This window comes from Streptomyces coerulescens (genome assembly GCF_042657965.1).
Classification (GTDB): Bacteria; Actinomycetota; Actinomycetes; order Streptomycetales; family Streptomycetaceae; genus Streptomyces; species Streptomyces coerulescens.
Window position 1 is genome coordinate 18,069 of sequence record NZ_JBHSKM010000024.1, and the last position, 20,637, is coordinate 38,705.

The following is a 20,637-nucleotide window of genomic DNA, read 5'->3' on the forward strand; positions in this document are numbered from 1 at the left end:
TAGACATGGGTCCCGTCCTCGCCGGCGTGCTCCAGCTGCTCGCGCTGATCGCGGCTCTGGCGCTCGCCTACATCCCCCTCGGCACCTACATGGCCAAGGTCTACTCCTCCGACAAGCACTGGCGTGTCGAGAAGTGGATCTACAAGGGCATCGGTGCCGACCCCGACACCGAGATGCGCTGGCCCGCCTACCTGCGCGGCGTGCTCGCCTTCTCCGCGGTCGGCGTGCTGTTCCTCTACCTGCTCCAGCGGCTGCAAGGTGTGCTGCCGGGTTCGCTCGGGTTCAAGTCCATCGACCCGGACCAGGCGTTCAACACGGCCGTGTCGTTCGTGACCAACACCAACTGGCAGTCGTACTACGGCGAGCAGGCCATGGGCCACGTCGTGCAGACCGCCGGTCTCGCCGTCCAGAACTTCGTCTCCGCAGCCGTCGGCATCGCCGTCGCCGTGGCGCTGGTGCGCGGGTTCGCGCGCTCGCGCACCGGTGAGCTGGGCAACTTCTGGTCCGACCTGGTGCGCGGCACGGTCCGCGTCCTGGTGCCGATCGCCACGATCGGCGCGATCGTCCTCGTCGCGTGCGGCGCCCTCCAGAACTTCTCCGGCATCCACGAGGTCGGCCAGTTCATGGGCGGGCAGCAGCAGTGGAACGGCGGTGCCGTCGCCTCGCAGGAGGCCATCAAGGAGCTCGGCACCAACGGTGGAGGCTATTTCAACGCCAACAGCGCCCACCCGTTCGAGAACCCCACCCCGTTCTCGAACCTGTGGGAGATCTTCCTGATCCTGCTCATCCCGTTCGCGCTGACCCGCACCTTCGGCCTGCTGGTCGGCAGCGTGAAGCAGGGCTACGCGATCCTCGCCACGATGGCCACCATCTGGCTGGGCTTCACCGCCCTGATGATGTGGACCGAGTTCGCCCACCACGGTCCCGCGTTCCAGATCGCGGGCGGGGCCTACGAGGGCAAGGAGGTCCGCTTCGGCGTCGGCGGTTCGTCGATCTTCGCCGTGGCGACGACCCTGACCTCGACCGGTGCGGTGGACTCGTTCCACTCGTCGTTCACGGGTCTCGGCGGCGGCATCACGATGCTCGGCATGATGCTGGGTGAGATCGCGCCCGGCGGTACCGGTTCCGGCCTCTACGGCATGCTGATCATGGCGATCATCGCGGTGTTCATCGCAGGACTGATGGTCGGCCGTACGCCCGAGTACCTGGGCAAGAAGATCGGCTCCCGCGAGATCAAGCTCGCCGCCTGCTACATCCTCATCACGCCGGCGCTGGTACTCGTCTTCACCGCCATCGCGATGGCCCTGCCCACCCCGGGCAACTCCATGACCAACAGCGGGGCGCACGGATTCTCCGAGATCCTCTACGCCTACACGTCCGCCTCCAACAACAACGGCTCGGCCTTCGCCGGTCTGAACGCGGACACGCAGTGGTTCAACAGCACGCTCGGCCTGTGCATGCTCTTCGGCCGCTTCCTGCCGATGATCTTCGTGCTGGCCCTGGCCGGCTCGCTCGCCGAGCAGAAGCCGGTCCCGAAGACCGCGGGCACCCTGCGGACCGACAAGCCCCTGTACACGGGCCTGCTGGTCGGCACGATCCTCATCATCACCGGTCTGACGTACTTCCCGGCCCTCGCACTCGGGCCGCTGGCCGAGGGGCTGGCGTGATGACCACCCGTACAGAGAAGCAAGAGGACTCGATGTCCACAGCCACCCCGACCCGGGCGCCGCACAGCGACGTACCCACCGGGCACAAGTCCCCCGAGGGCCGTGTCGGCGCGGGCCTCTTCGACCCCGGGCAGCTGCTCAAGTCGCTGCCGGACGCCTTCCGCAAGCTCGACCCCCGGGTGATGGTCAAGTCCCCCGTGATGTTCGTGGTGCTGATCGGGTCCGTGCTGACCACGGTCTTCTCCTTCAAGGACCCCGGCGACTGGTTCGGCTGGACCATCAGCGCCTGGCTGTGGCTGACGGTGATCTTCGCGAACCTGGCGGAGGCCGTCGCCGAGGGCCGCGGCAAGGCGCAGGCCGACACGCTGCGCAAGGCCAAGACCGACACCGTGGCGCGCAAGGTCGACGGCACCGTGGTCGCCGGCACCGAGCTGCGCATCGGCGACCTGGTCGTCTGCGAGGCCGGCGATGTCATCCCCGGCGACGGCGATGTCGTCGAGGGCGTCGCGTCCGTCGACGAGTCGGCGATCACCGGTGAGTCGGCTCCGGTCATCCGTGAGTCCGGCGGCGACCGCTCGGCCGTCACCGGTGGCACGAAGGTCCTCTCCGACCGCATCGTCATCAAGATCACGACTAAGCCCGGCGAGACCTTCATCGACCGGATGATCAACCTGGTCGAGGGCGCGGCCCGGCAGAAGACGCCGAACGAGATCGCGCTGAACATCCTGCTCGCGTCGCTGACGATCGTCTTCCTGCTGGCCTGCGCCACGCTGCCGCCGCTCGCCGACTACGCGGGCACGCATCTGACGATGGTCGTGCTGGTCGCCCTACTGGTCTGTCTGATCCCGACGACCATCGGCGCCCTCCTCTCCGCGATCGGCATCGCCGGCATGGACCGGCTCGTGCAGCGCAATGTGCTCGCCATGTCCGGCCGCGCGGTCGAGGCGGCCGGTGACGTCTCCACGCTGCTGCTCGACAAGACCGGCACCATCACCCTCGGCAACCGCCGGGCGGCCGAGTTCGTGCCGGTGGACGGTGTGACGGCCACCGAGGTCGCCGACGCCGCCCAGCTGTCCTCGCTGGCCGACGAGACGCCCGAGGGCCGCTCCGTCGTCGTACTCGCGAAGGAGCAGTACGGGCTGCGCGAGCGCGAGTTGACCGGCGCCGAGTGGATCGCCTTCACCGCCCAGACCCGGATGTCCGGTGTCGACGTCGACGGGCGCAGGATCCGCAAGGGCGCGGCCGGTTCGGTCATCGCCTGGGTGCGGGAGCAGGGCGGCACCGTCGCCGACGACGCGGACCGCATCGCCAACCGCATCTCCGAGGCCGGCGGCACCCCGCTGCTGGTCGCGGTGGACGACGCCGAAGGCGCCCGGATCCTCGGGGTCGTCCATCTCAAGGACGTCGTCAAGGACGGCATGCGGGAGCGGTTCGAGGAGCTGCGCCGCATGGGCATCAAGACCGTCATGATCACGGGTGACAACCCGCTGACCGCCAAGGCGATCGCCGAGGAGGCGGGCGTCGACGACTTCCTCGCGGAGGCCACCCCCGAGGACAAGATGGCGCTCATCAAGCGGGAGCAGGCCGGCGGCAAGCTGGTCGCGATGACCGGCGACGGCACCAACGACGCCCCGGCGCTCGCGCAGGCCGACGTCGGCGTGGCGATGAACACGGGTACGTCCGCCGCCAAGGAGGCCGGCAACATGGTCGACCTCGACTCCAACCCGACCAAGCTGATCGAGATCGTCGAGATCGGCAAACAGCTGCTGATCACCCGCGGTGCGCTGACCACGTTCTCCATCGCCAACGACGTCGCCAAGTACTTCGCGATCATCCCGGCGCTGTTCGCGGCGGTCTACCCGGGCCTGGACAAGCTCAACGTCATGGGCCTGTCCTCGCCCGACTCCGCGATCCTGTCCGCCGTCGTCTTCAACGCGCTGATCATCATCGCGCTGGTGCCGCTGTCCCTGAAGGGTGTGCGGTACCGGCCGGTCAGCGCCGACCGGCTGCTGCGCCGCAACCTGACCATCTACGGTCTGGGCGGCCTGGTCGCCCCGTTCATCGGCATCAAGCTCATCGACCTCCTCATCTCCCTCATCCCCGGAATCGGCTGATCGCCATGAACAACTCCGTATCGAACACGGCCCGGTTGCTCGGAGCGGGCCTGCGCGCCTTGCTCGTGCTGACCCTGGTGACGGGCGTCATCTATCCGCTGGCCGTCACCGGCATCGCCCAGGGGCTGTTCAGTGACAAGGCGAACGGCTCCGAGATCAAGGCGGACGGCAAGGTCGTCGGGTCGTCCCTCATCGGCCAGGCCTACAACCTGCCGCTGAAGAAGGGCCAGGAGACCCCGGCACCCGATCTGAAGTGGTTCCAGGGCCGACCGCAGAACGGCCTCGGCATCAACAGCGTCAACACGCAGTACCAGCTCATCCTGTCCGGCGCGACCAACCGGTCCGGCGACAACGAAGAGCTCATCCAGTGGGTGGAGGACGCCAAGGCCGCCGTCGTCAAGGACAACTCGACACCGGACCACAAGGTGAGGCCCTCGCAGGTCCCCGCCGACGCGGTGACGTCGTCCGGCTCCGGCCTGGACCCGGCCATCTCCCCGCAGTACGCGGACCTCCAGGTCCACCGGGTGGCCGAGAAGAACGGCCTGCCCGTCGCCCGGGTGCAGAAGCTGGTCGACGAGCACACCGACGGCCGCATCCTCGGCTTCATGGGCGAACCGCGGGTCAACGTCCTGGAGCTGAACATCGCGCTCAAGGCCCTCGTGGCCAAGAGCTGACGGCGTTAAGCGATCCGCACGGGAGTCGGCGGCCGGGCACGTCCGGTGAACCGGCCGAGGGCAACCGGAGCCGTACGGGACTGCTGGCCGCCGTAGCCCTTCCAGGACACCTCCGCCACAGCCCTCCAGCCAGCGCGGACGGCGCTTCTTGGCATACCTCTGACGGCGTTCCCCCCACGCCCGGCCGGGTCCGGTGTCAGCATCGCGTCAGCGTCCGGTGGAAACCCGTCAGCATCCCGTCATGAGGAGTCCTGACCCCCGGGCCACCGGGCATAGCGTCAAGAGCGAGCCCCGGTCCGCCTCCCCGCGTCCGGGGCGCCAAGCACTCGTGGAACGACCCCGATCCACCTCGGATCTCCCGGAGGCATCCATGGCAGACCACCTGTCCGACGAAGACCCGGAGCCCTCTCAACGGTTCCCGGCCGGCCCTCTGTATGTTCCGGTCCGGCCGGGACCGGCCGCCTGCGCGGCCCGCATCTTCCGTACGCCCCTCGGCGCCCGTACGGCCGTAGGGTTCACCTCGCGGGGGAAACTGACCGCGACCCTCGGCGCCGAACAGCCCTGGATCCGGCTCGCCGAACCCGCCCTGCGCGCCCTGATCGCACCGCTAGGCGTCACCACCGTCACCGTGGACCCTCAGTTCTGCGCCCCGGCCGCATCCGCGACCGCGGAGTGGGAGCACGAGGGTGCCGGGTACCGGTGCCCCCGCCCCGGCGAAGCCGTGCGTGTGACGGGGGCGGCGCGATGACCACCCTCCACCAACCCGCCGTCCCCACCGCGGACGACGCCCTCTCCGTGTGGCCGGCCTCGGCCGTCGAGCCCCGCGAGGGCGAACTCACCGTCGGCGGCGTGGCGCTCGCCGAGCTCGCCGACCGTTTCGGCACCCCCGTCTACGTCATCGACGAGGACGAGGTCCGCGAGCGCTGCCGTACCTACCGGCACGCCTTCCCCGACGCCGAAGTCCTGTACGCGGCCAAGGCGTTCCTGTGCCGGGCCATGATCCACTGGATGGCCGAGGAGGGCCTGGGCCTGGACGTCTGCTCGGCCGGCGAGCTGGAGCTCGCCGTCACCACCGGCTTCCCGCCGGAGCGGATCGTGCTGCACGGCAACGCCAAGTCCCCGCGCGACCTGGACACCGCGCTGCGCCTCGGGGTCGGCCGGATCGTCATCGACAGCCCCTCCGAGATCGCCCGTCTCGCGGCGGCGGTCGGGCCCGACGGTCGCCAGAGGGTGATGGTCCGCGTCGTGCCCGGCATCAGCGCCGGCGGCCACGAGAAGATCCGCACCGGCACCGAGGACCAGAAGTTCGGCCTCTCCATCGCCGACGGCTACGCCCAGCACGCCATCGCGCGCATACTGGGCCAGCCGCAGCTCGAACTCACCGGCCTGCACTGCCACTTGGGCTCACAGATCACCAGCGTCAAGCCGTATCTGGCCGCCGTACGACGTATGGTCGGCCTGATGGCCCGGCTGAACGAGCAGCACGGCATGGTCCTGCGCGAACTCGACCTGGGCGGCGGCCACGGCATCGCCTACCGCCCCGGCGAACCCGCCCTCGACCTCACCGCCCTCGCCCGCAAGGTACGCGCCGAACTGACGGAGGCGTGTGCTGCGGCCGGACTCACCGTGCCCCGCCTCATCATCGAGCCGGGCCGGGCCATCGCGGGCCCCGCGGGCATCGCGCTCTACCACGTCCTCTCCGTCAAGCGGACCGGCGCGCACACCTACGTCGCCGTGGACGGCGGCATGAGCGACAACCCGCGTCCCGCGCTGTACGGGGTGCGTTACGCGCCCCGCCTGGTGGGCCGGCACAGCACCGCCGCCCCGGCTCCGGTGACCGTGGTGGGCCGGCACTGCGAGGCGGGCGACATCGTCGCCGCCGACGTCGAGCTCCCCGACGACATCCGCCCCGGAGACCTCCTCGCCGTCCCGGCCGCCGGCGCCTACCACCTGTCCATGGCCTCCGGCTACAACCTGGTCGGCCGCCCGCCGGTGGTCGCCGTGGGCGACGGCCACGCGCGCCTCCTGATCCGCCGCGAGTCCCTGGAGGACATCCGCAGCCGTGACGTGGGGCTGTAGCCCGACGCGGCGAGTCGTCTGAACAGTCCGGCACTTAATGTTCGCCGCTCGGGTCGAATGTTTCGGCCCGAGCGGTACCTCACCTGGCCGTGCGTCAGAGCGCCGTCCGGCAGATTCACCGTGTTCAAGGGGTTGCCACCGTTTGGGAGGCGTCTCTAGGGTGCGGCAGCAGCGAAGCTTTCCGGATTTCATCCGAAACTTTCGAAGCTAACTGCTACCCAAGGAGCGCATGATGGGCGACCCGGGACTGTCCCGCAGAGGCTTCCTGGCGGCCTCCGCCGCGGCCGGTGTGGGCATGACGGCACTGAGCGGCTGCGGTGGCGACTCGGACGGAGGGTCGTCGGACGGCACGACCACCATCGAGTGGTGGAACATCTCCACCACCGAGCCGACCAAGGGCGTCTGGGCGGCGCTGGCCAAGAAGTTCGAGGCCCAGAACCCCAAGGTCAAAGTGAAGATCGTCCAGCTGGAGAACGACGCCTACAAGTCGAAGATGACGGCCCTCACCGCCTCCGGGAAGCTGCCCGACATCTTCCACACCTGGGGTGGCGGTGTCCTCAAGCAGCAGGTCGACGCCGGGCTGGTCGAGGACCTCACGGACCGTACGAAAGATTTCGCCGAGGGCCTGCTGCCGGTCGCGAAGGAGCCGTACCTGCTGGACGAGAAGGTCTACGGCATACCGTTCGACATCGGCATGATCGGCTTCTGGTACAACAAGGCGCTCTTCAAGGACGCGGGCATCGCCGAACCCCCGACCACCTGGAGCGGCTTCCTCGACGCCGTACGCAAGCTGAAGGCCAAGGACATCACCCCGCTGGCCCTCGCCGGCAAGGAGAAGTGGCCCGGCATGTACTACTGGGCCTATCTCTCGATGCGCACCGCCGGCGCCTCCGCCCTCCAGAAGGCCTACGACGACAAGGACTTCACCGGCGATCCCTTCGTCCAGGCGGGACAGCACCTCCAGGAGCTCGTCGACCTCCAGCCGTTCCAGAAGGGCTTCCTCGGCGCCGCCTACTCCAGCCCCACCGGTCAGGCCGCGACCGTCGGCAACGGCAAGGCCGCGATGGAGCTCATGGGCCAGTGGGCCCCGGTCGTGCAGGCCGACGCCGGCAAGGGCCTCGAGGACGACCTGGGCTTCTTCCCGTTCCCCGCGGTCGAGGGCGGCAAGGGCACGATCACCGAGGTGTTCGGCGGGGGCGGCGGACACGCCCTGCGCAGCGGAGCCCCGCAGGAGGCCGTCGACTTCCTGAAGTTCTTCGCCTCCGAGGCGACCGACGTGGAACTGGTCAAGAAGACCGGCGTCATCCCGGTCGTCCCGGCCGCCGAGAGCGCCCTCACCGACCCCAACATCAAGGCCGTACAGGCACAGTTGAAGGCCGCCACCGGCTTCCAGCTCTATCTCGACCAGGCCTACGCGCCCGCCGTCGGCCAGGAGGTCAACGACAGCGTCGGCGCGCTCATCGCCGGGTCCAAGTCCCCGCAGCAGGTCGCCGAGTCGATCACGAAGACCGCGAAGGAAGAGCAGTAGCCGGCGATGACCTCCACGTTCCTGCCGTCCGCCGACAAGCAGCCCGGCGCCGGCGTCGAGCCTCCGCCCCCGTCCGCCGGCGCGGCCCGGGGGCGGGCCCGGCGGCGCATGCTGCACTGGCTCACCGCGGTCGGTTTCCAGGTGCCCGCGCTGGTGCTGTTCCTCGTCCTGGTGCTGCTGCCGATGCTGTTCGCGCTGTACGCGGCCTTCTTCCGCTGGGGCGGCTTCGGGATGCCGTCCGACTACATCGGCGGCGACAACTTCACCCGCCTCTTCGAGGACCCCGTCTTCCTCGGGGACCTGTGGCGCTGTCTGCTCCTCGTCCTGCTGTCGCTCGCGATCCAGCTGCCGTTCGCGCTCGCCATGGCCGTCCTGCTCAACCAGAAGCTGCGCGGCCGGGCCTTCTACCGGATGCTGTTCTTCGGGCCGTACGTCCTGTCCGAGGCCATCACCGGCGTCCTGTTCGGCATGATCTTCGCCCCCGACGACGGCCTCGCCGACCAGATCCTCGGCGGCATCGGCCTCGACGGGCTCGGCGGCGAGTGGTTCGCCGACCCGTCGAACGTCATGGCCACCCTCTTCCTGGTCATGACCTGGAAGTACTTCGGCTTCCACATGATGCTCTACCTGGCCGGACTCCAGTCCATCCCGGCCGAGTTGACCGAGGCCGCGCTCATCGACGGCGCGAACGCCTGGCAGCGCTTCCGCAGCGTCACCCTGCCGCTGCTCGCGCCCACCCTCAGGATCAGCGTGTTCCTGTCCGTGATCGGGTCCATTCAGCTCTTCGACCTGGTCTGGGTGACCACCGCGGGCGGCCCCGACCATCACTCCGAGACGATGGCCGTGACCATGTTCCAGTACGGCTTCAAGCGCTACCAGGTCGGCTACGCCAGCGCGATCAGCGTGGTCATGTTCGGCATCAGCCTCGTCTTCGCCCTCGCCTACCAGCGGTTCGTGCTCCGCCGCGATCTCCAGGGAGCCACCACGACGATGCGGGGAGGCGCCAAGTGACGGCCAGGTCCGGCAGGAAGACCGGCACGAGGAACATGCCGCTGCACGTGATCCTCATGGTGGTCGGCGCGGTGATGGTCGTGCCGCTGCTGTACGCCGTGCTGTCCGGCTTCAAGTCCACCGACGAGCTCTCCCGCAACCCGGTCGGGCTGCCGGAGTCCTGGGTGTCCGGCAACTACACGGACATCCTCGGCTCCGGGGACTTCTGGCGGCTGATCGGCAACAGCACCCTGATCGCGGTCGGTACGACCGTCCTGGTCGTGGCGGTGTCCGCGCTGTCGGCGTTCTCGTTCGCGCGCTTCGCCTTCCGCGGCCGGGAGGGACTGTTCACCCTGTTCACCATGGGGCTGATGTTCCCCTTCGCGGTGGCCGCCCTGCCCCTGTTCCTGCTGCTGCGCTCCCTGGGCCTGCTGGACAATCCGCTCGGCGTGATCCTTCCGCAGGCCGCGTTCGGGCTGCCGATGACCATCATCATCCTGCGCGGCTTCTTCCGGGAGATCCCCGGCGAGCTGGAGGAGGCGGCCACGCTGGACGGATGCAGCTCCTTCGGGTTCTTCTGGCGGGTGCTGCTGCCCATGGCACGGCCCGCGCTGGGCACCGTCTCGGTCCTCGCCGTCGTCACCAGCTGGAACAACTTCTTCCTGCCGCTGCTGGTGTTCACCGACTCCACCTGGTGGACCATCCCGATCGGCGTCCAGCAGTTCCAGGGCCAGTACTCCGCGGACTACGCCCGCGTCTTCGCCTACCTGGTGCTGGCCATGGTCCCCGCCCTCGCCTTCTACTCGGTCGCCGAACGCCAGCTCGTCGGCGGCCTCACCGCCGGCGCGACCAAGGGATAGCCCGCGCAGGCGGACGTACGGCTCACCCACCATCCACCCAGTGAGGAGTCGCACCATGCGCAAGAACCGCCTCAGACTCGTCGGCGCGCTCGCGGCCGTCCTGGTCGCGGCGACGGTCCCGGCCGCGCAGGCACAGGACAAGCGGCCGCCCACCCTCGCCGACCTCGCCGAGCGCCATGGCCGCTACTTCGGCAGCGCGACCGACAACCCCGAACTCGTCGACGAGCCGTACACGGCACTCCTCGGCAGCGAGTTCGACCAGATCACGCCCGGCAACGGCATGAAGTGGTACGCCACCGAACCCCAGCAGGGCGTCTTCGACTTCTCCAAGGGCGACGAGATCGTGGCGCTCGTCCGCGCCAACCACCAGAAGGTGCGCGGTCACACCCTCGTCTGGCACAGCCAGTTGCCGGACTGGCTCACCGGCCGCGAGTGGACGGCGCCCGAGCTGCGGGCCGTGCTGAAGCAGCACATCCAGACCGAGGTGCGGCACTACCGCGGCAAGATCTACGCCTGGGACGTCGTCAACGAGGCGTTCAACGAGGACGGGACGTACCGCGAGACGGTCTTCTACCGGACGCTCGGCCCCGGCTACATCGCCGACGCCCTGCGCTGGGCCCACCAGGCCGACCCGAAGGCCAGGCTGTACCTCAACGACTACAACGTCGAGGCGACGGGCCCGAAGAGCGACGCCTACTACGAGCTGGCCAAGCAGCTGAAGGCTGAGGGCGTCCCGCTGCACGGCTTCGGCCTGCAGACCCATCTGGCGCTCCAGTACGGCTATCCGTCCACGCTGGAGGACAACCTCCGCCGCTTCGCCCGGCTCGGCCTCGACACGGCGCTCACCGAGGTCGACGTACGGATGCAGCTGCCCGCCACCGAGGAGAAGCTGGCTCAGCAGGCCGACTGGTACCGGGACATGACCGAGGCATGTCTGGCGGTGCGCCGATGTGTGGGGATCACGGTCTGGGACTACACGGACAAGTACTCCTGGATCCCGGCGTTCTTCCCGGGCGAGGGCGCGGCCCTGCCCTGGGACGAGGAACTGCGGCCCAAGCCCGCCTACTTCGCGCTGCGCCGGGCTTTGGGCTAGGCCGCCGCCGGCGTGTCCCGGGCGTCGGTACGAGGGTCGCCCGGGACACACGGTGCACTACCGTGTGTGATCGCCTCCGGACACACGTCGGGGCCGGCTCGCAGTCAGGGTCTGCGACCGGCCCCTGGGAGTACTCCGGGCGTCCGTCGTGCCGCCCGGTGGTGCGGGTCCTCACCGGCGTGGTCCGCCGGCAGGGGGTGCTACGCGGCGGTCATCACCTTGCCGGTGCCCAGCGGACGGTGCGGGGCGATGATCTGGCCGTCGGGCAGGAGCTCACCGGTGTCCTCGAAGAGCAGAACGCCGTTGCACAGCAGGCTCCACCCCTGCTCCGGGTGGTGCGCCACGAGGCGGGCGGATTCCCGGTCGGCGGAGTCGGCTGAGGGGCACGGTGGCTGGTGCTGGCACATGGATGGGATCTTTCGCTCTGTTGTGATCTGTGAGATGGCTGTTTCGTCTGTCGTGCGGCGTGAAGCTTCGTTCATGGCCGCTCCCCCGTTGCGATAAGTCGGTCGGAACCAAGTGTTGCCCCACGGGCGTCAATCCGCAGGGATTTCGCAGCACCGCTTTCTCACAGGTTGATGACGCTTCACCCGCGCGGATGGTTCATCCCAACTGCACTGTCTCTTCGGGTGGTTCGCAGTGGTCGGATGGGGCTAGTCCGTGTGGGCCGGAACGCCCGAGCGGCTCATTCGAGCGCTTTCTTGCTCGTACGAGTAATTCATGGTTCGTAGGCGCGTTTCCAGTTGTCCGGTACGAGCCTAATCCCCCCTCCGGAAACACGCGTACCCCGCCACCCGGAATGGGTGGCGGGGTACGCGGGCGCCCGCGGCGGTGCTGTCAGGCGGGGGAGCCGAGCAGTGGGGGCAGGGGCGGCAGCGGGGCCGGGGTCGCGCGGAGGGTGAGCACCGGGAGCAGTTCGGCGACCCGGTGCGGCGCGTGAGCCGCGATGCCGGGCGGCGCCGGGGCCAGCGGTACGAGGATGTCCTCGGCGGCCGGATGGCCGGTGGCGCCGTCCGCCGCGCAGTCGCCGTGCAGCCACAGGGCGAGCATGTAGAGACTCGGGATCGACAGCAGGCGAGGCTGGTAGGGCTGCGCGATCGTCTCCGCCTGGCGCAGCGCCCGCTCGGTCGAGGCGATGTAAGGGCCCTCGAAGAAGTGAGAGAAGGCCCAGCCGTCGGGCGTCAGCCGGGTCTCGGCGGCTGCTACCGCACGCTCCCCGCACCGGATCAGGAAGCGCCAGCCGGCCAGCCGTGTCGCGGACACACCCGCCGGGGTGATCTCGTCCAGGACATGGACGGGCAACGGCAGTTCGGGAGTGGCGGGCCCCTGGGCGGCGCGCAGCGAGGGCGTTCGGGCCTCGCGGACGGCGGTGGGTGAGCCGAGTGCGGTGAGGACGGAGCGAAGTGCGGGCGCGGGAGCCGGGGGGACATGCAGCGGCATGGTGGGTCGCCTCTCATTCGACAGGCACGGTGGCGCGAGGGCGGGGCGGGGGCGGACGGCGCTGTCAGCTCACGAGGTCAGAGAGGCGGGGGCCGGGGTCTGGAGCCAAGGGGGATGGGTGAGGCCTGCCGCACGTCACCTGGACGGCAGGACCGGGACCGCGGGCGCCAACCCTCTGCCTTGATTGCGGAGTTTATACGACGAGTGTTCAGACGGTGTTTCGTCTAACCGCTTTCAGTGCACTCGGCAAGGAGTCAATCGGTCGCTGATTCGCGGGAATCATCCCGATTCCCGCGCGGTGTCGGGGCGGTGACCTCGAAAAATGGCATGGGCGCGGACGGCCAATTCTCGTCGGCGTTTTTCACGAGTTCGTGAGCCGTCCGAAACTGCACAGTGCACCATGCCCGCCGAATGTGCCACCGGTCACATCCGACAGAGTAGCGGGCGCGGGGTTCGCGTGGGACGTTATCGATCGCTTCGGCTGGGCACACTCTCACCTGACCCGGGAGACCGGCGGCCGGATCTTCGGCCTGCCCATCCGAGGAGGGACGCTTCGATGGGGGAGAAGGTCGTGGCAGGTCGGTTCGATCTGTCCGATCGCCAGCACTACCGCGAGAAGTTGCGGCAGTGTCTGACGGGCCTGGAGCGGCTGCTGGCGGAGAAGCGGTTCGACCGCCCCAAGAACCTGATGGGGCTGGAGATCGAATTGAACCTCACCGGCGCCGACGGCATGCCGAAAATGTTGAATGCGCAGGTACTGGAGCGGATCGCGAGCCGCGATTTCCAAACAGAACTCGCCATGTTCAATCTGGAAGTGAACATAGCCCCACACCGATTGCAGGGGCGGGTATTCGACCAGCTCGCAGAGGAACTCCGTACGTCACTGGCATATGCCGACCGAAAAGCGGGCGAGGTCGACGCGGGAATCGTGATGATCGGCATTCTGCCGACGCTCGACCGGGACGACCTGGTCTCCTCGAACCTCTCCGACGTGGACCGCTACGCCCTGCTCAACGATCAGATCGTGGCGGCCCGCGGCGAGGACTTCATGCTCGACATCGAGGGCGTCGAGCGTCTGACGTGCACGTCGAAATCCATCGCCCCCGAGGCCGCCTGCACCTCCGTGCAACTGCATCTCCAGGTCACACCGGGACGCTTCGCCGACGTCTGGAACGCCGCCCAGGCGGTCGCCGCCGTCCAGGTCGCCATCGGCGCCAACTCGCCCTTCCTGTTCGGGCGTGAGCTGTGGCGCGAGTCGCGTCCGCCGCTGTTCCAGCAGTCCACCGACACCCGCCCGCCGGAACTCCAGGCCCAGGGCGTGCGACCGCGCACCTGGTTCGGAGAACGGTGGGTCGGCTCCGCCTACGACCTCTTCGAGGAGAACCTGCGCTACTTCCCGGCCCTGCTGCCGATCTGCGCCGACGAGGACCCGCTCGACGTGCTCGACTCCGGCGGCGTCCCCGGACTCGCCGAACTCGTCCTGCACAACGGCACCGTGTACCGCTGGAACCGGCCCGTCTACGGCATCGCCGACGGCGTCCCGCACCTGCGCGTGGAGAACCGGGTGCTGCCCGCCGGGCCGACCGTCACGGACGTCATCGCCAACGCCGCCTTCTACTACGGCGTCGTCCGCGCCCTCGCCGAGGAGTCCCGGCCGGTGTGGACCCGGATACCCTTCGAGGCAGCGGCCGCCAACTTCGACGCGGCCTGCGAGCACGGCATCGACGCCCGGCTGAACTGGCCCCGGCGCGGGCGCTACGGCGGGATGGCCGAGGTCGACGCGGTGAGCCTCGTACGCGACGAACTCCTGCCGCTCGCCGAGGCGGGCCTCGACGCATGGGGGGTCGAGCCGGCCGACCGGGACCTCTATCTCGGCGTCATCGAGGAGCGCTGCCGCAGGCGCATGAACGGTGCGTCCTGGCAGGCGGCCACCTTCCACCGCGCACTGGACTCGGGCCTGACCCGGGACGCCGCGCTGGCCGCCACGACCCGGCGCTACCGCGAGCTGATGCACCGCGGGGACCCGGTGCACACCTGGCCGGTGGGCCTTTTGGAGCCGGTGCCGCTGGGGTGACGGACGGTGCGAGCCGGCCTCGTCAGCCGCGCCGGTCCGGGGACGCCGCGTTCACGATCGCCTTCAGGATCACCGTGTGGATCTGGGACGGGTCGGTCACCTCGTGGCCCGACCCGCCCGTGGCCTCCGCGATGCGGTTGGCCTCGGCACGGTCGGCGTCGGGACCGACGGCGATCATGATGAGGGGCACGTGGCGCTCGGGGTCGGCCAGGCGCTCCAGCCGTGCGAGGAGCTCGGCGCGCGAGAGGCTGCCGGGGTCCTCGTTCACGCCGTCGGTCAGGATGACCAGGGCGTTGAACTTGCCCTCCGCGTAGGAGTCCGTCGCGTCCCGGTACGCGGCGAGCGTGGTGTCGTACAGGCCCGTCGCACCGTCCGGCACCGGCTCCAGGTCGCCGAACGCCGCCGACAGCCGGTCGCGCTGGGTGCCGGTGCCCTCGCGGTCCCCGAGCCGCTGGGTGGGCACACGGACGCGGTAGTCCTTGTCACCGTCCAGCTTGGTCGAGAAGTCCCACAGCCCGATCTCGTCCTCGGCCGTGAACGTGGCGAGCGCCTGGAGCAGCGACGCCTTGGTCACGTCCATCCGTGACCGCCCGGTCCCCGGCACGGTCTCGGACATCGAGGCGGAGGCGTCCACGACCGTGGTGATGCGCGCGCTCTGCACGGTGATCGTCCACACCCCGAGGGTCTCCTGGAGCGCGACCGCGGAGGCCGGCCGGGCAGGGGCCTTGGTGTACGGCTGAGGGCTGCTGCCGCCCGCCCGTGTCACCAGCGCGTCCGGCACCGCCTCGTCGGACGTCCGGAAGCCGTGCCGCTCCAGCAGCCGCAGCTGCCGTGCGTCCCGCAGATAGCTCATGAACCGGATCGCGGCCCGGCTCTCGTCGGTCGTCAGCCCGGTCTGGGGGAGCAGCGTGTACGGGTAGTCCAGTCGGGGCGAGCCGTCCTTCGGGTAGAAGAAGTCCAGGCCGCCGCCCTCGCCGTCGGACGCGGAGTTGTACGTGTGCGCCGACTGCTCGCTGACGACCAGCGCCTGATTGCGCTTCGGATTGCCCTGCTCGGTGCCCGAGGAGTCACGCGGCAGCGTGTCCAGGATCTGCCCGTCGCTGTCGGAGACACGCTGCGAGAGCGCCTTCATCATCGCCGCGGCCTGCGTGTCCCCGCCCGCTGTCCCGGCGGAGGCCGCGCTCAGCCGGGTGAGCGCGAGCAGCCCGGTCGCACTGCGCGCGGGATCGGCCGCGCCGAGCCGCAGCGAGTCGTCGCGCAGGGCGGCCCCGGCCAGCTCCAGCCAGGCGTACGACTTCTTCGGCCACCCCAGTGACTTCGCCGCCGTCGGCAGCATCGCCACGCCCACCGGGGTGGAGGCGACATGGCCGACCGTGGAGACGTCGGCCGTGTCGCCGTCCGTGCTGAGCCGCTCCAGCCACACCTCCGAGTCCGGCACCCACACCTGCGCGCCGGGGTCCTCGCCCGCGAGGAGCGTGTCGGCGACCTTGTACGACTCGCGTGCGCTGACCGTGACGGAGACGCACCGCCCGTCGGAGGTGAGGTCGTCGTCCAGGGCCTGTGCGGCGGCGGTCTCCAGGGCGGGGGCCAGGTCGGGGGAGGCGGCCAGGGTCAGCCGCACCGGGTCGTCCTGGCAGGAGGATCCGAAGGAGAGCAGTCCGCCTCTGACGGCGGCGGCCGTACCGCCGGCGACGGCCAGGACGAGGACCGTGGCGATGGCCACCGTGCGGCGTCGTGCGCGTCGACGGGGGTCGCTGCCGCCCGCCCCATACTGATCGGGCAAGCTGTGACGTCCCATGTCGGTCGTGCCCCTCCCTGTTGCCCTGCTGAACCGCGTGCCGGAATCCGGCCGTATGGCAGGCAGAGGGGCGGTACGCCCCGTACGGCGCCCGTCCCCCCGACGGCCTGTCGCGCACGGTCTTCGCAACTGCTTTCGAGACCCTAGCGGGGCGGCGATGAGGATGAGGCGGGATTACACAACTGGAGGCAGGAGTGCAGGGCGAGGCAGGCCCCGTGGCCGATTCTTTTCCTCATGAGCGGCTCTCGCGACGGATTCTCCGTGACGAGACGCTGCTCGTTCTGGGGCTTTCGCTCGGTGCGAGCGGTGTGTCCGCCCTGATCAGTTTTGTCGGCTCGGTCACCAAACCCGGTGGTCTCAAGGACCAGGCCGCCACCCTCAACGCCTCCGCCGCGCCGGGGCGTCCCTGGCTGGATCTCGCCTGGCAGCTCTTCGGGATCACCACCGCGCTGATTCCTGTCGCCCTGGTCGCCCACTTCCTCATGCGCGAGGGCCGGAGCCTGCGCACCCTCGGCTTCGACCGCACCCGCCCCTGGTTCGACCTCGGTCGCGGGGCGGCGATCGCGGCGGTGATCGGCAGCACCGGAATCGCCTTCTACCTGGCCGCCCGCGGACTCGGCTTCAACCTCACCGTCGTGCCCGAGGCGCTCCCCGACGTGTGGTGGAAGTACCCCGTACTGATCCTCTCGGCGTTGCAGAACGCGATCCTGGAAGAGGTCATCGTCGTCGGTTATCTGCTGCGCCGGCTGGGCCAGTTGGGCTGGACACCCGGCACCGCGCTGGTGGCCAGTTCCGTACTGCGCGGCTCGTACCACCTCTACCAGGGCATCGGCGGCTTCCTCGGCAACATGGCGATGGGCGTGGTGTTCGTCTACCTGTACCGGCGATGGGGCCGGGTGGGCCCTCTGGTCGTGGCGCATTCGCTGCTGGACATAGGAGCGTTCGTCGGTTACGCGCTGCTGGCCGGGAAGGTGGACTGGCTGCCGACGGCGTGACCTGGTCGCCGCCTAGGCGATCAACTCCCCCTCGATGACCGTCACGGCCCGGCCGCTCAGCAGCGTGCGGTCGCCGCGGAGCTCCGTGCGGACACGGCCGGAGCGGCGGGAGGCCTGAAGGCCCGTGAGGCCGGTCCGGCCGAGGCGCTCGGACCAGTAGGGGGCGAGGGCCGTGTGGGCGCTGCCGGTGACCGGGTCCTCGTCGATGCCGACGTTCGGGAAGAAGCAGCGGGAGACGAAGTCGTATCCGCGCGCCGGGTCCTCGGCGCGGGCGGTGGCGATGATGCCGCGCGACGAGTAGGCGCCGAGCGCCCTGAGGTCCGGGGCCAGGGCCAGGACCGTCTTCTCGTCGGCGAGTTCGAGGAGCAGGTCGCCGACGTTCGGGCCGGTGTCGAAGGCGGCGAGCGGCCGGGCGCCCAGCGCCCCGGTGACGCCCTGCGGGACCTCGACCGAGGTGAGCGGGGCGGTCGGGAAGTCGAGCGTGATCGACCCGTCGTCACCGGGCGTGGCGACCAGCACGCCACTGCGCGTGGCGAACCGGACGGGCCCCTCGTGGGCACCGGTGCCGTGCAGCACATGGGCCGTGGCCAGCGTGGCGTGACCGCACATCGCCACCTCGGCGACCGGTGTGAACCACCGCAACGCCCAGTCGGCCTCCCCGCCCTCGGGCAGCGGGTGCGCGAACGCCGTCTCGGCGTGATTGACCTCCATGGCCACGTTCTGGAGCCAGTCGTCCTCCGGGAACGCATCGAGAAGGAGCACCCCGGCCGGGTTCCCGGCGAAGGGGCGGTCGGAGAAGGCGTCGACGATTCGAATCCGCATGGCGCCGACCGTAGGGGGTCCCCGGAGGCGACGGCCAAGGCCAATTCGGGGGTGCTGGACCGAATCCCGCGCACCGCTCACGGATCGGTCTCTTGTCATCCGAACAGTTCCGATATATCGTTGACGCATCGCGACTGATCAACGATGGAATGGAGTGATTGCGATGCGTTCCCATGGATTCGAGCGTGGGCATGGTGGACACGGTCATCACGGCGGCCGGGGCGGCTTCGAGCAGCTGCGTGGCGCCTTCGGGCCGTTCGGTCCCGGCGGCGGCCCCGGTTTCGGCGGACCCGGATTCGGGCCCGGCCCCTGGGGGCCGAGGGGTCGTGGAGGGCCTCGGGGGAGGGCACGGCGCGGTGACGTACGGGCATCGATCCTCGCCCTGCTGAAGGACCGCCCCATGCACGGCTACGAGATGATCCAGGAGATCGCCGAGCGCAGCGGCGGGGCGTGGAAGCCCAGCCCCGGCTCGGTGTACCCCACCCTCCAGCTGCTGGAGGACGAAGGTCTGATCGTCAGTGAGACCGAGGGCGGCAAGAAGCTGTTCTCGCTCACCGAGGCGGGCCGCGAGGCGGCCGAGGACGGCCCCGAGGCGCCCTGGGAGGAAGCCTCCCGCGGTGTCGACTGGGAGGCCCTCGGTGAGATCCGGCAGGCCGGGTTCGGTCTGATGGAGGCCTTCGGGCAGGTCTGGAAGACGGGCAGCAAGGACCAGCGCGACAAGGCGCTGGCCGTCATCAACGACGCCCGCAAGAAGCTGTACCTGATCCTCGCCGACGAGGACTGAGCAGCACCGGCGGCCTCCCCGGCGTAACCAGAAGGCGCCCCGTGGAGCGATCCGCGGGGCGCCTTCGCGTGCGTACGGCGAAGGTCTCTCAGGTCACCAGCCCCGCCAGCTTGCGCAGCGACTCGTTCAGCGCCGCCGTCGCCGAGTCCTTCAGCTTCCCCGCCATCAACGACACCGCCGCGCCCGTGAACTCCCCGTCGATGCGTACGGTCGTCGCCGTGTCGCCGTCCGGGGTGAGGGTGTAGCGCGTGGCCACGGTCACCGCCATCGGGCCCTTGCCGCGGATCGCGAGCACCCGCGCCGGCTCCAGTTCCTCGATGGTCCACTCGACCTCGGCCGGGAAGCCCATCAGCTTCATGTTCTCCTGGAAGGTCCCGCCCACTTCGAGGGCCGCGGGGCCGCCGTTCGGGAAGCTGGTGTGGGTGGCGTTCCACTGGCCGTACGACGACCAGTCCGTCAGCTGTGCCCAGACCTTCTCGGCCGGCGCCTCGATGCGTGCCTCCGCGCTGACTTCGGCCATGCGACCACCCCTTCGTCTCGGGCTACGGTGTCGCGGAACGTAGCCGCGGGGGCCGGAACATTCAATACTGATGAACCGTCAGAAATTGTGGAGGCGCTGTCCCGTGCGGGACGCCCGTCTCGCGGGCTCAGCCCACGAGGCGTATCACCGCCGCGTCGAACAGATCCCACGCCCGGGGCAGCGCGCTCTCGTCGTGGCAGTGCCACGCCTCCCAGAACAGGTCGGCGAGCAGGGCGTCCTCCGGGGCGTACACCCGGTAGACGTACTGTCTGCCGTCGACGGCCGGCAGCGCCACCAGCCAGCACCTCTCCATGTCCCTGTGGGACGTGCGGCGCGGTGCCTCGGTTGCGTACGGGGCGCACTGCAAGGCGGCGCGCGCCCCTGCGGGTCTTTCGGCGTGATCTCATCCGTAAGGAGGAGATTTCGGCCTGCGGAGTCCACTCTGTGTGGGACGCGAAAATGGTTCCCCCCGCCGATGACTCGGCTCGATGTGGCTGATGGGGTAAGGGATGTGCAACCCCGTATCCCCCGGCAGTCGGCCCAGGAACAGGACTGTCGGCGCCCGGACACCCCGGCGGACGGTGCCAGGCTCAGCGACGAACTGGCGGCGGTGGTCTCCGGTGCCCGTCGCCGGGCCCTCAGGGACGGGGACCGGCAGATCGACACGGCCCATCTGCTGCACTCCCTGCTGGAACACGACCCGGATGTGTACGCCGTCTTCGGCGAGGGGCCCCAGATCGCCCGACTGCTCGGCTATCTCGTGCAGCGCAGCATCGGCTACGGCTTGCGCTGGCAGGGCACCGTCGAGGACTCCGGCGCCGTCCCCGTGGTGATGCACGGCGAGGGGTTCTCCCCGCTGGCCGCGACCGCGATGGAACAGGCCTGCCGACGCGCCGCCCTGCGCGGCGACAGCCAGGCCCGCGGCATCGACCTGCTCGCGGAGATCGTCGTCGACCCCCAGGCCCGCGCCGTCGAGGTGCTCGCCCGCGCCGGCATCGACGCGACCGCCGTACGCGAGCGCATCGACGGACATCGCGACGAGTACGTCGGCGGCAGCGGCGAGTCCGCACGCTAGCTCGACCGCCGACCGCCGACCGCCGACCGCCGACCGCCGACCGCCGACCCCGGATCCCGGATCCTCGATCCCGGATCCCCGATCCCCGATCCCCGATCCCCGATCCCTGGATTCCGGAACCGGG

Annotated in this window: 19 protein-coding genes; 13 read left to right on the plus strand and 6 right to left on the minus strand. The window is 69.8% G+C overall.

Annotated elements, in window-relative coordinates:
- Nucleotides 1-5 precede the first annotated feature (5 nt).
- The 9 genes from kdpA (at nucleotide 6) to ACFPQ9_RS29575 (ending at nucleotide 11,005) form a co-directional block, all read left to right on the plus strand.
- On the plus strand, nucleotides 6-1,667 hold the full coding sequence (kdpA, locus tag ACFPQ9_RS29535) for a potassium-transporting ATPase subunit KdpA (protein WP_380859917.1): 1,662 nt from the start codon (nucleotides 6-8) through the stop codon (nucleotides 1,665-1,667).
- Entirely contained in the window at nucleotides 1,667-3,781 is a 2,115-nt protein-coding gene (gene kdpB / locus ACFPQ9_RS29540) for a potassium-transporting ATPase subunit KdpB (protein WP_380859920.1), read from the plus strand. The genes kdpA and kdpB overlap by 1 nt, the downstream gene beginning before the upstream one ends.
- A 5-nt stretch (nucleotides 3,782-3,786) precedes the next feature.
- Entirely contained in the window at nucleotides 3,787-4,455 is a 669-nt protein-coding gene (locus ACFPQ9_RS29545; protein WP_380859923.1) for a potassium-transporting ATPase subunit C, read from the plus strand.
- A 370-nt stretch (nucleotides 4,456-4,825) separates the two neighbouring features.
- Complete coding sequence (locus ACFPQ9_RS29550) at nucleotides 4,826-5,203, plus strand: SAV_915 family protein (protein ID WP_380859926.1); 378 nt, start codon at nucleotides 4,826-4,828, stop codon at nucleotides 5,201-5,203.
- Nucleotides 5,200-6,534, plus strand: coding sequence for a diaminopimelate decarboxylase (lysA, locus tag ACFPQ9_RS29555; protein WP_380859929.1), 1,335 nt, complete (start codon nucleotides 5,200-5,202; stop codon nucleotides 6,532-6,534). Before ACFPQ9_RS29550 ends, lysA begins: the two co-directional genes overlap by 4 nt.
- Nucleotides 6,535-6,766: 232 nt before the next feature.
- Nucleotides 6,767-8,062 (plus strand): extracellular solute-binding protein, encoded by a 1,296-nt coding sequence (locus tag ACFPQ9_RS29560; protein WP_380859932.1) that lies wholly within the window; start codon nucleotides 6,767-6,769, stop codon nucleotides 8,060-8,062.
- A gap of 6 nt (nucleotides 8,063-8,068) precedes the next feature.
- A complete protein-coding gene (locus tag ACFPQ9_RS29565; RefSeq protein WP_380859935.1) occupies nucleotides 8,069-9,073 on the plus strand; it encodes a carbohydrate ABC transporter permease in 1,005 nt (334 codons plus the stop codon).
- A 35-nt stretch (nucleotides 9,074-9,108) separates the two neighbouring features.
- Nucleotides 9,109-9,912: a carbohydrate ABC transporter permease gene (locus tag ACFPQ9_RS29570; RefSeq protein WP_380861302.1), complete on the plus strand. Its 804-nt coding sequence runs from the start codon at nucleotides 9,109-9,111 to the stop codon at nucleotides 9,910-9,912.
- A gap of 55 nt (nucleotides 9,913-9,967) precedes the next feature.
- On the plus strand, nucleotides 9,968-11,005 hold the full coding sequence (locus tag ACFPQ9_RS29575) for an endo-1,4-beta-xylanase (protein ID WP_380859938.1): 1,038 nt from the start codon (nucleotides 9,968-9,970) through the stop codon (nucleotides 11,003-11,005).
- 200 nt (nucleotides 11,006-11,205) lie between these two features.
- On the opposite strand, the gene ACFPQ9_RS29580 is transcribed toward ACFPQ9_RS29575, so the two are convergent.
- On the minus strand, nucleotides 11,206-11,412 hold the full coding sequence (locus ACFPQ9_RS29580) for a DUF5999 family protein (RefSeq protein WP_030053671.1): 207 nt from the start codon (nucleotides 11,410-11,412) through the stop codon (nucleotides 11,206-11,208).
- Nucleotides 11,413-11,842: 430 nt separating this feature from the next.
- Nucleotides 11,843-12,445, minus strand: a complete 603-nt coding sequence (locus ACFPQ9_RS29585) for a hypothetical protein (protein ID WP_380859942.1) — start codon at nucleotides 12,443-12,445, stop codon at nucleotides 11,843-11,845.
- A gap of 556 nt (nucleotides 12,446-13,001) precedes the next feature.
- On the opposite strand from ACFPQ9_RS29585, the gene ACFPQ9_RS29590 reads away from it, so the two are divergent.
- The gene (locus ACFPQ9_RS29590; protein ID WP_380859945.1) at nucleotides 13,002-14,519 is read left to right on the plus strand and encodes a glutamate-cysteine ligase family protein; all 1,518 of its coding nucleotides are present in this window, start codon (nucleotides 13,002-13,004) and stop codon (nucleotides 14,517-14,519) included.
- 22 nt (nucleotides 14,520-14,541) lie between these two features.
- On the opposite strand, the gene ACFPQ9_RS29595 is transcribed toward ACFPQ9_RS29590, so the two are convergent.
- On the minus strand, nucleotides 14,542-16,317 hold the full coding sequence (locus ACFPQ9_RS29595; protein WP_380859948.1) for a substrate-binding and VWA domain-containing protein: 1,776 nt from the start codon (nucleotides 16,315-16,317) through the stop codon (nucleotides 14,542-14,544).
- Between the two features lie 194 nt (nucleotides 16,318-16,511).
- Here ACFPQ9_RS29595 and ACFPQ9_RS29600 point away from each other — a divergent pair, with 194 nt between their 5' ends.
- Complete coding sequence (locus ACFPQ9_RS29600; RefSeq protein WP_380859951.1) at nucleotides 16,512-17,312, plus strand: CPBP family intramembrane glutamic endopeptidase; 801 nt, start codon at nucleotides 16,512-16,514, stop codon at nucleotides 17,310-17,312.
- Nucleotides 17,313-17,324: 12 nt separating this feature from the next.
- Here the strand turns inward: ACFPQ9_RS29600 and ACFPQ9_RS29605 are convergent, their stop codons facing one another.
- A complete protein-coding gene (locus tag ACFPQ9_RS29605) occupies nucleotides 17,325-18,134 on the minus strand; it encodes a PhzF family phenazine biosynthesis protein (RefSeq protein WP_380859954.1) in 810 nt (269 codons plus the stop codon).
- A 163-nt stretch (nucleotides 18,135-18,297) separates the two neighbouring features.
- Here ACFPQ9_RS29605 and ACFPQ9_RS29610 point away from each other — a divergent pair, with 163 nt between their 5' ends.
- Nucleotides 18,298-18,918, plus strand: coding sequence for a PadR family transcriptional regulator (locus ACFPQ9_RS29610; RefSeq protein ID WP_380859957.1), 621 nt, complete (start codon nucleotides 18,298-18,300; stop codon nucleotides 18,916-18,918).
- Nucleotides 18,919-19,006: 88 nt separating this feature from the next.
- Here ACFPQ9_RS29610 and ACFPQ9_RS29615 read toward each other — a convergent pair whose 3' ends face one another.
- Both ACFPQ9_RS29615 and ACFPQ9_RS29620 read right to left on the minus strand, forming a co-directional pair.
- The gene (locus tag ACFPQ9_RS29615; protein WP_380859960.1) at nucleotides 19,007-19,438 is read right to left on the minus strand and encodes a type II toxin-antitoxin system Rv0910 family toxin; all 432 of its coding nucleotides are present in this window, start codon (nucleotides 19,436-19,438) and stop codon (nucleotides 19,007-19,009) included.
- A 127-nt stretch (nucleotides 19,439-19,565) separates the two neighbouring features.
- The gene (locus ACFPQ9_RS29620) at nucleotides 19,566-19,733 is read right to left on the minus strand and encodes a hypothetical protein (protein WP_380859963.1); all 168 of its coding nucleotides are present in this window, start codon (nucleotides 19,731-19,733) and stop codon (nucleotides 19,566-19,568) included.
- A 216-nt stretch (nucleotides 19,734-19,949) separates the two neighbouring features.
- Here ACFPQ9_RS29620 and ACFPQ9_RS29625 point away from each other — a divergent pair, with 216 nt between their 5' ends.
- Nucleotides 19,950-20,513, plus strand: a complete 564-nt coding sequence (locus ACFPQ9_RS29625; protein WP_380859966.1) for a Clp protease N-terminal domain-containing protein — start codon at nucleotides 19,950-19,952, stop codon at nucleotides 20,511-20,513.
- The last annotated feature ends 124 nt before the right edge of the window (nucleotides 20,514-20,637 follow it).

Bases quoted from the DNA above. Each gene is read 5' to 3' on its own strand.
- lysA (WP_380859929.1), top strand. From the start codon at position 5,200: ATGACCACCCTCCACCAACCCGCCGTCCCCACCGCGGACGACGCCCTC.
- ACFPQ9_RS29605 (WP_380859954.1), bottom strand. From the start codon at position 18,134: ATGCGGATTCGAATCGTCGACGCCTTCTCCGACCGCCCCTTCGCCGGG.
- ACFPQ9_RS29560 (WP_380859932.1), top strand. From the start codon at position 6,767: ATGGGCGACCCGGGACTGTCCCGCAGAGGCTTCCTGGCGGCCTCCGCC.
- kdpB (WP_380859920.1), top strand. From the start codon at position 1,667: ATGACCACCCGTACAGAGAAGCAAGAGGACTCGATGTCCACAGCCACC.
- ACFPQ9_RS29615 (WP_380859960.1), bottom strand. From the start codon at position 19,438: ATGGCCGAAGTCAGCGCGGAGGCACGCATCGAGGCGCCGGCCGAGAAG.
- ACFPQ9_RS29550 (WP_380859926.1), top strand. From the start codon at position 4,826: ATGGCAGACCACCTGTCCGACGAAGACCCGGAGCCCTCTCAACGGTTC.
- ACFPQ9_RS29610 (WP_380859957.1), top strand. From the start codon at position 18,298: ATGCGTTCCCATGGATTCGAGCGTGGGCATGGTGGACACGGTCATCAC.
- ACFPQ9_RS29545 (WP_380859923.1), top strand. From the start codon at position 3,787: ATGAACAACTCCGTATCGAACACGGCCCGGTTGCTCGGAGCGGGCCTG.
- ACFPQ9_RS29570 (WP_380861302.1), top strand. From the start codon at position 9,109: ATGCCGCTGCACGTGATCCTCATGGTGGTCGGCGCGGTGATGGTCGTG.
- ACFPQ9_RS29585 (WP_380859942.1), bottom strand. From the start codon at position 12,445: ATGCCGCTGCATGTCCCCCCGGCTCCCGCGCCCGCACTTCGCTCCGTC.
- ACFPQ9_RS29575 (WP_380859938.1), top strand. From the start codon at position 9,968: ATGCGCAAGAACCGCCTCAGACTCGTCGGCGCGCTCGCGGCCGTCCTG.
- ACFPQ9_RS29595 (WP_380859948.1), bottom strand. From the start codon at position 16,317: ATGGGACGTCACAGCTTGCCCGATCAGTATGGGGCGGGCGGCAGCGAC.
- ACFPQ9_RS29565 (WP_380859935.1), top strand. From the start codon at position 8,069: ATGACCTCCACGTTCCTGCCGTCCGCCGACAAGCAGCCCGGCGCCGGC.
- ACFPQ9_RS29590 (WP_380859945.1), top strand. From the start codon at position 13,002: ATGGGGGAGAAGGTCGTGGCAGGTCGGTTCGATCTGTCCGATCGCCAG.
- ACFPQ9_RS29580 (WP_030053671.1), bottom strand. From the start codon at position 11,412: ATGTGCCAGCACCAGCCACCGTGCCCCTCAGCCGACTCCGCCGACCGG.
- kdpA (WP_380859917.1), top strand. From the start codon at position 6: ATGGGTCCCGTCCTCGCCGGCGTGCTCCAGCTGCTCGCGCTGATCGCG.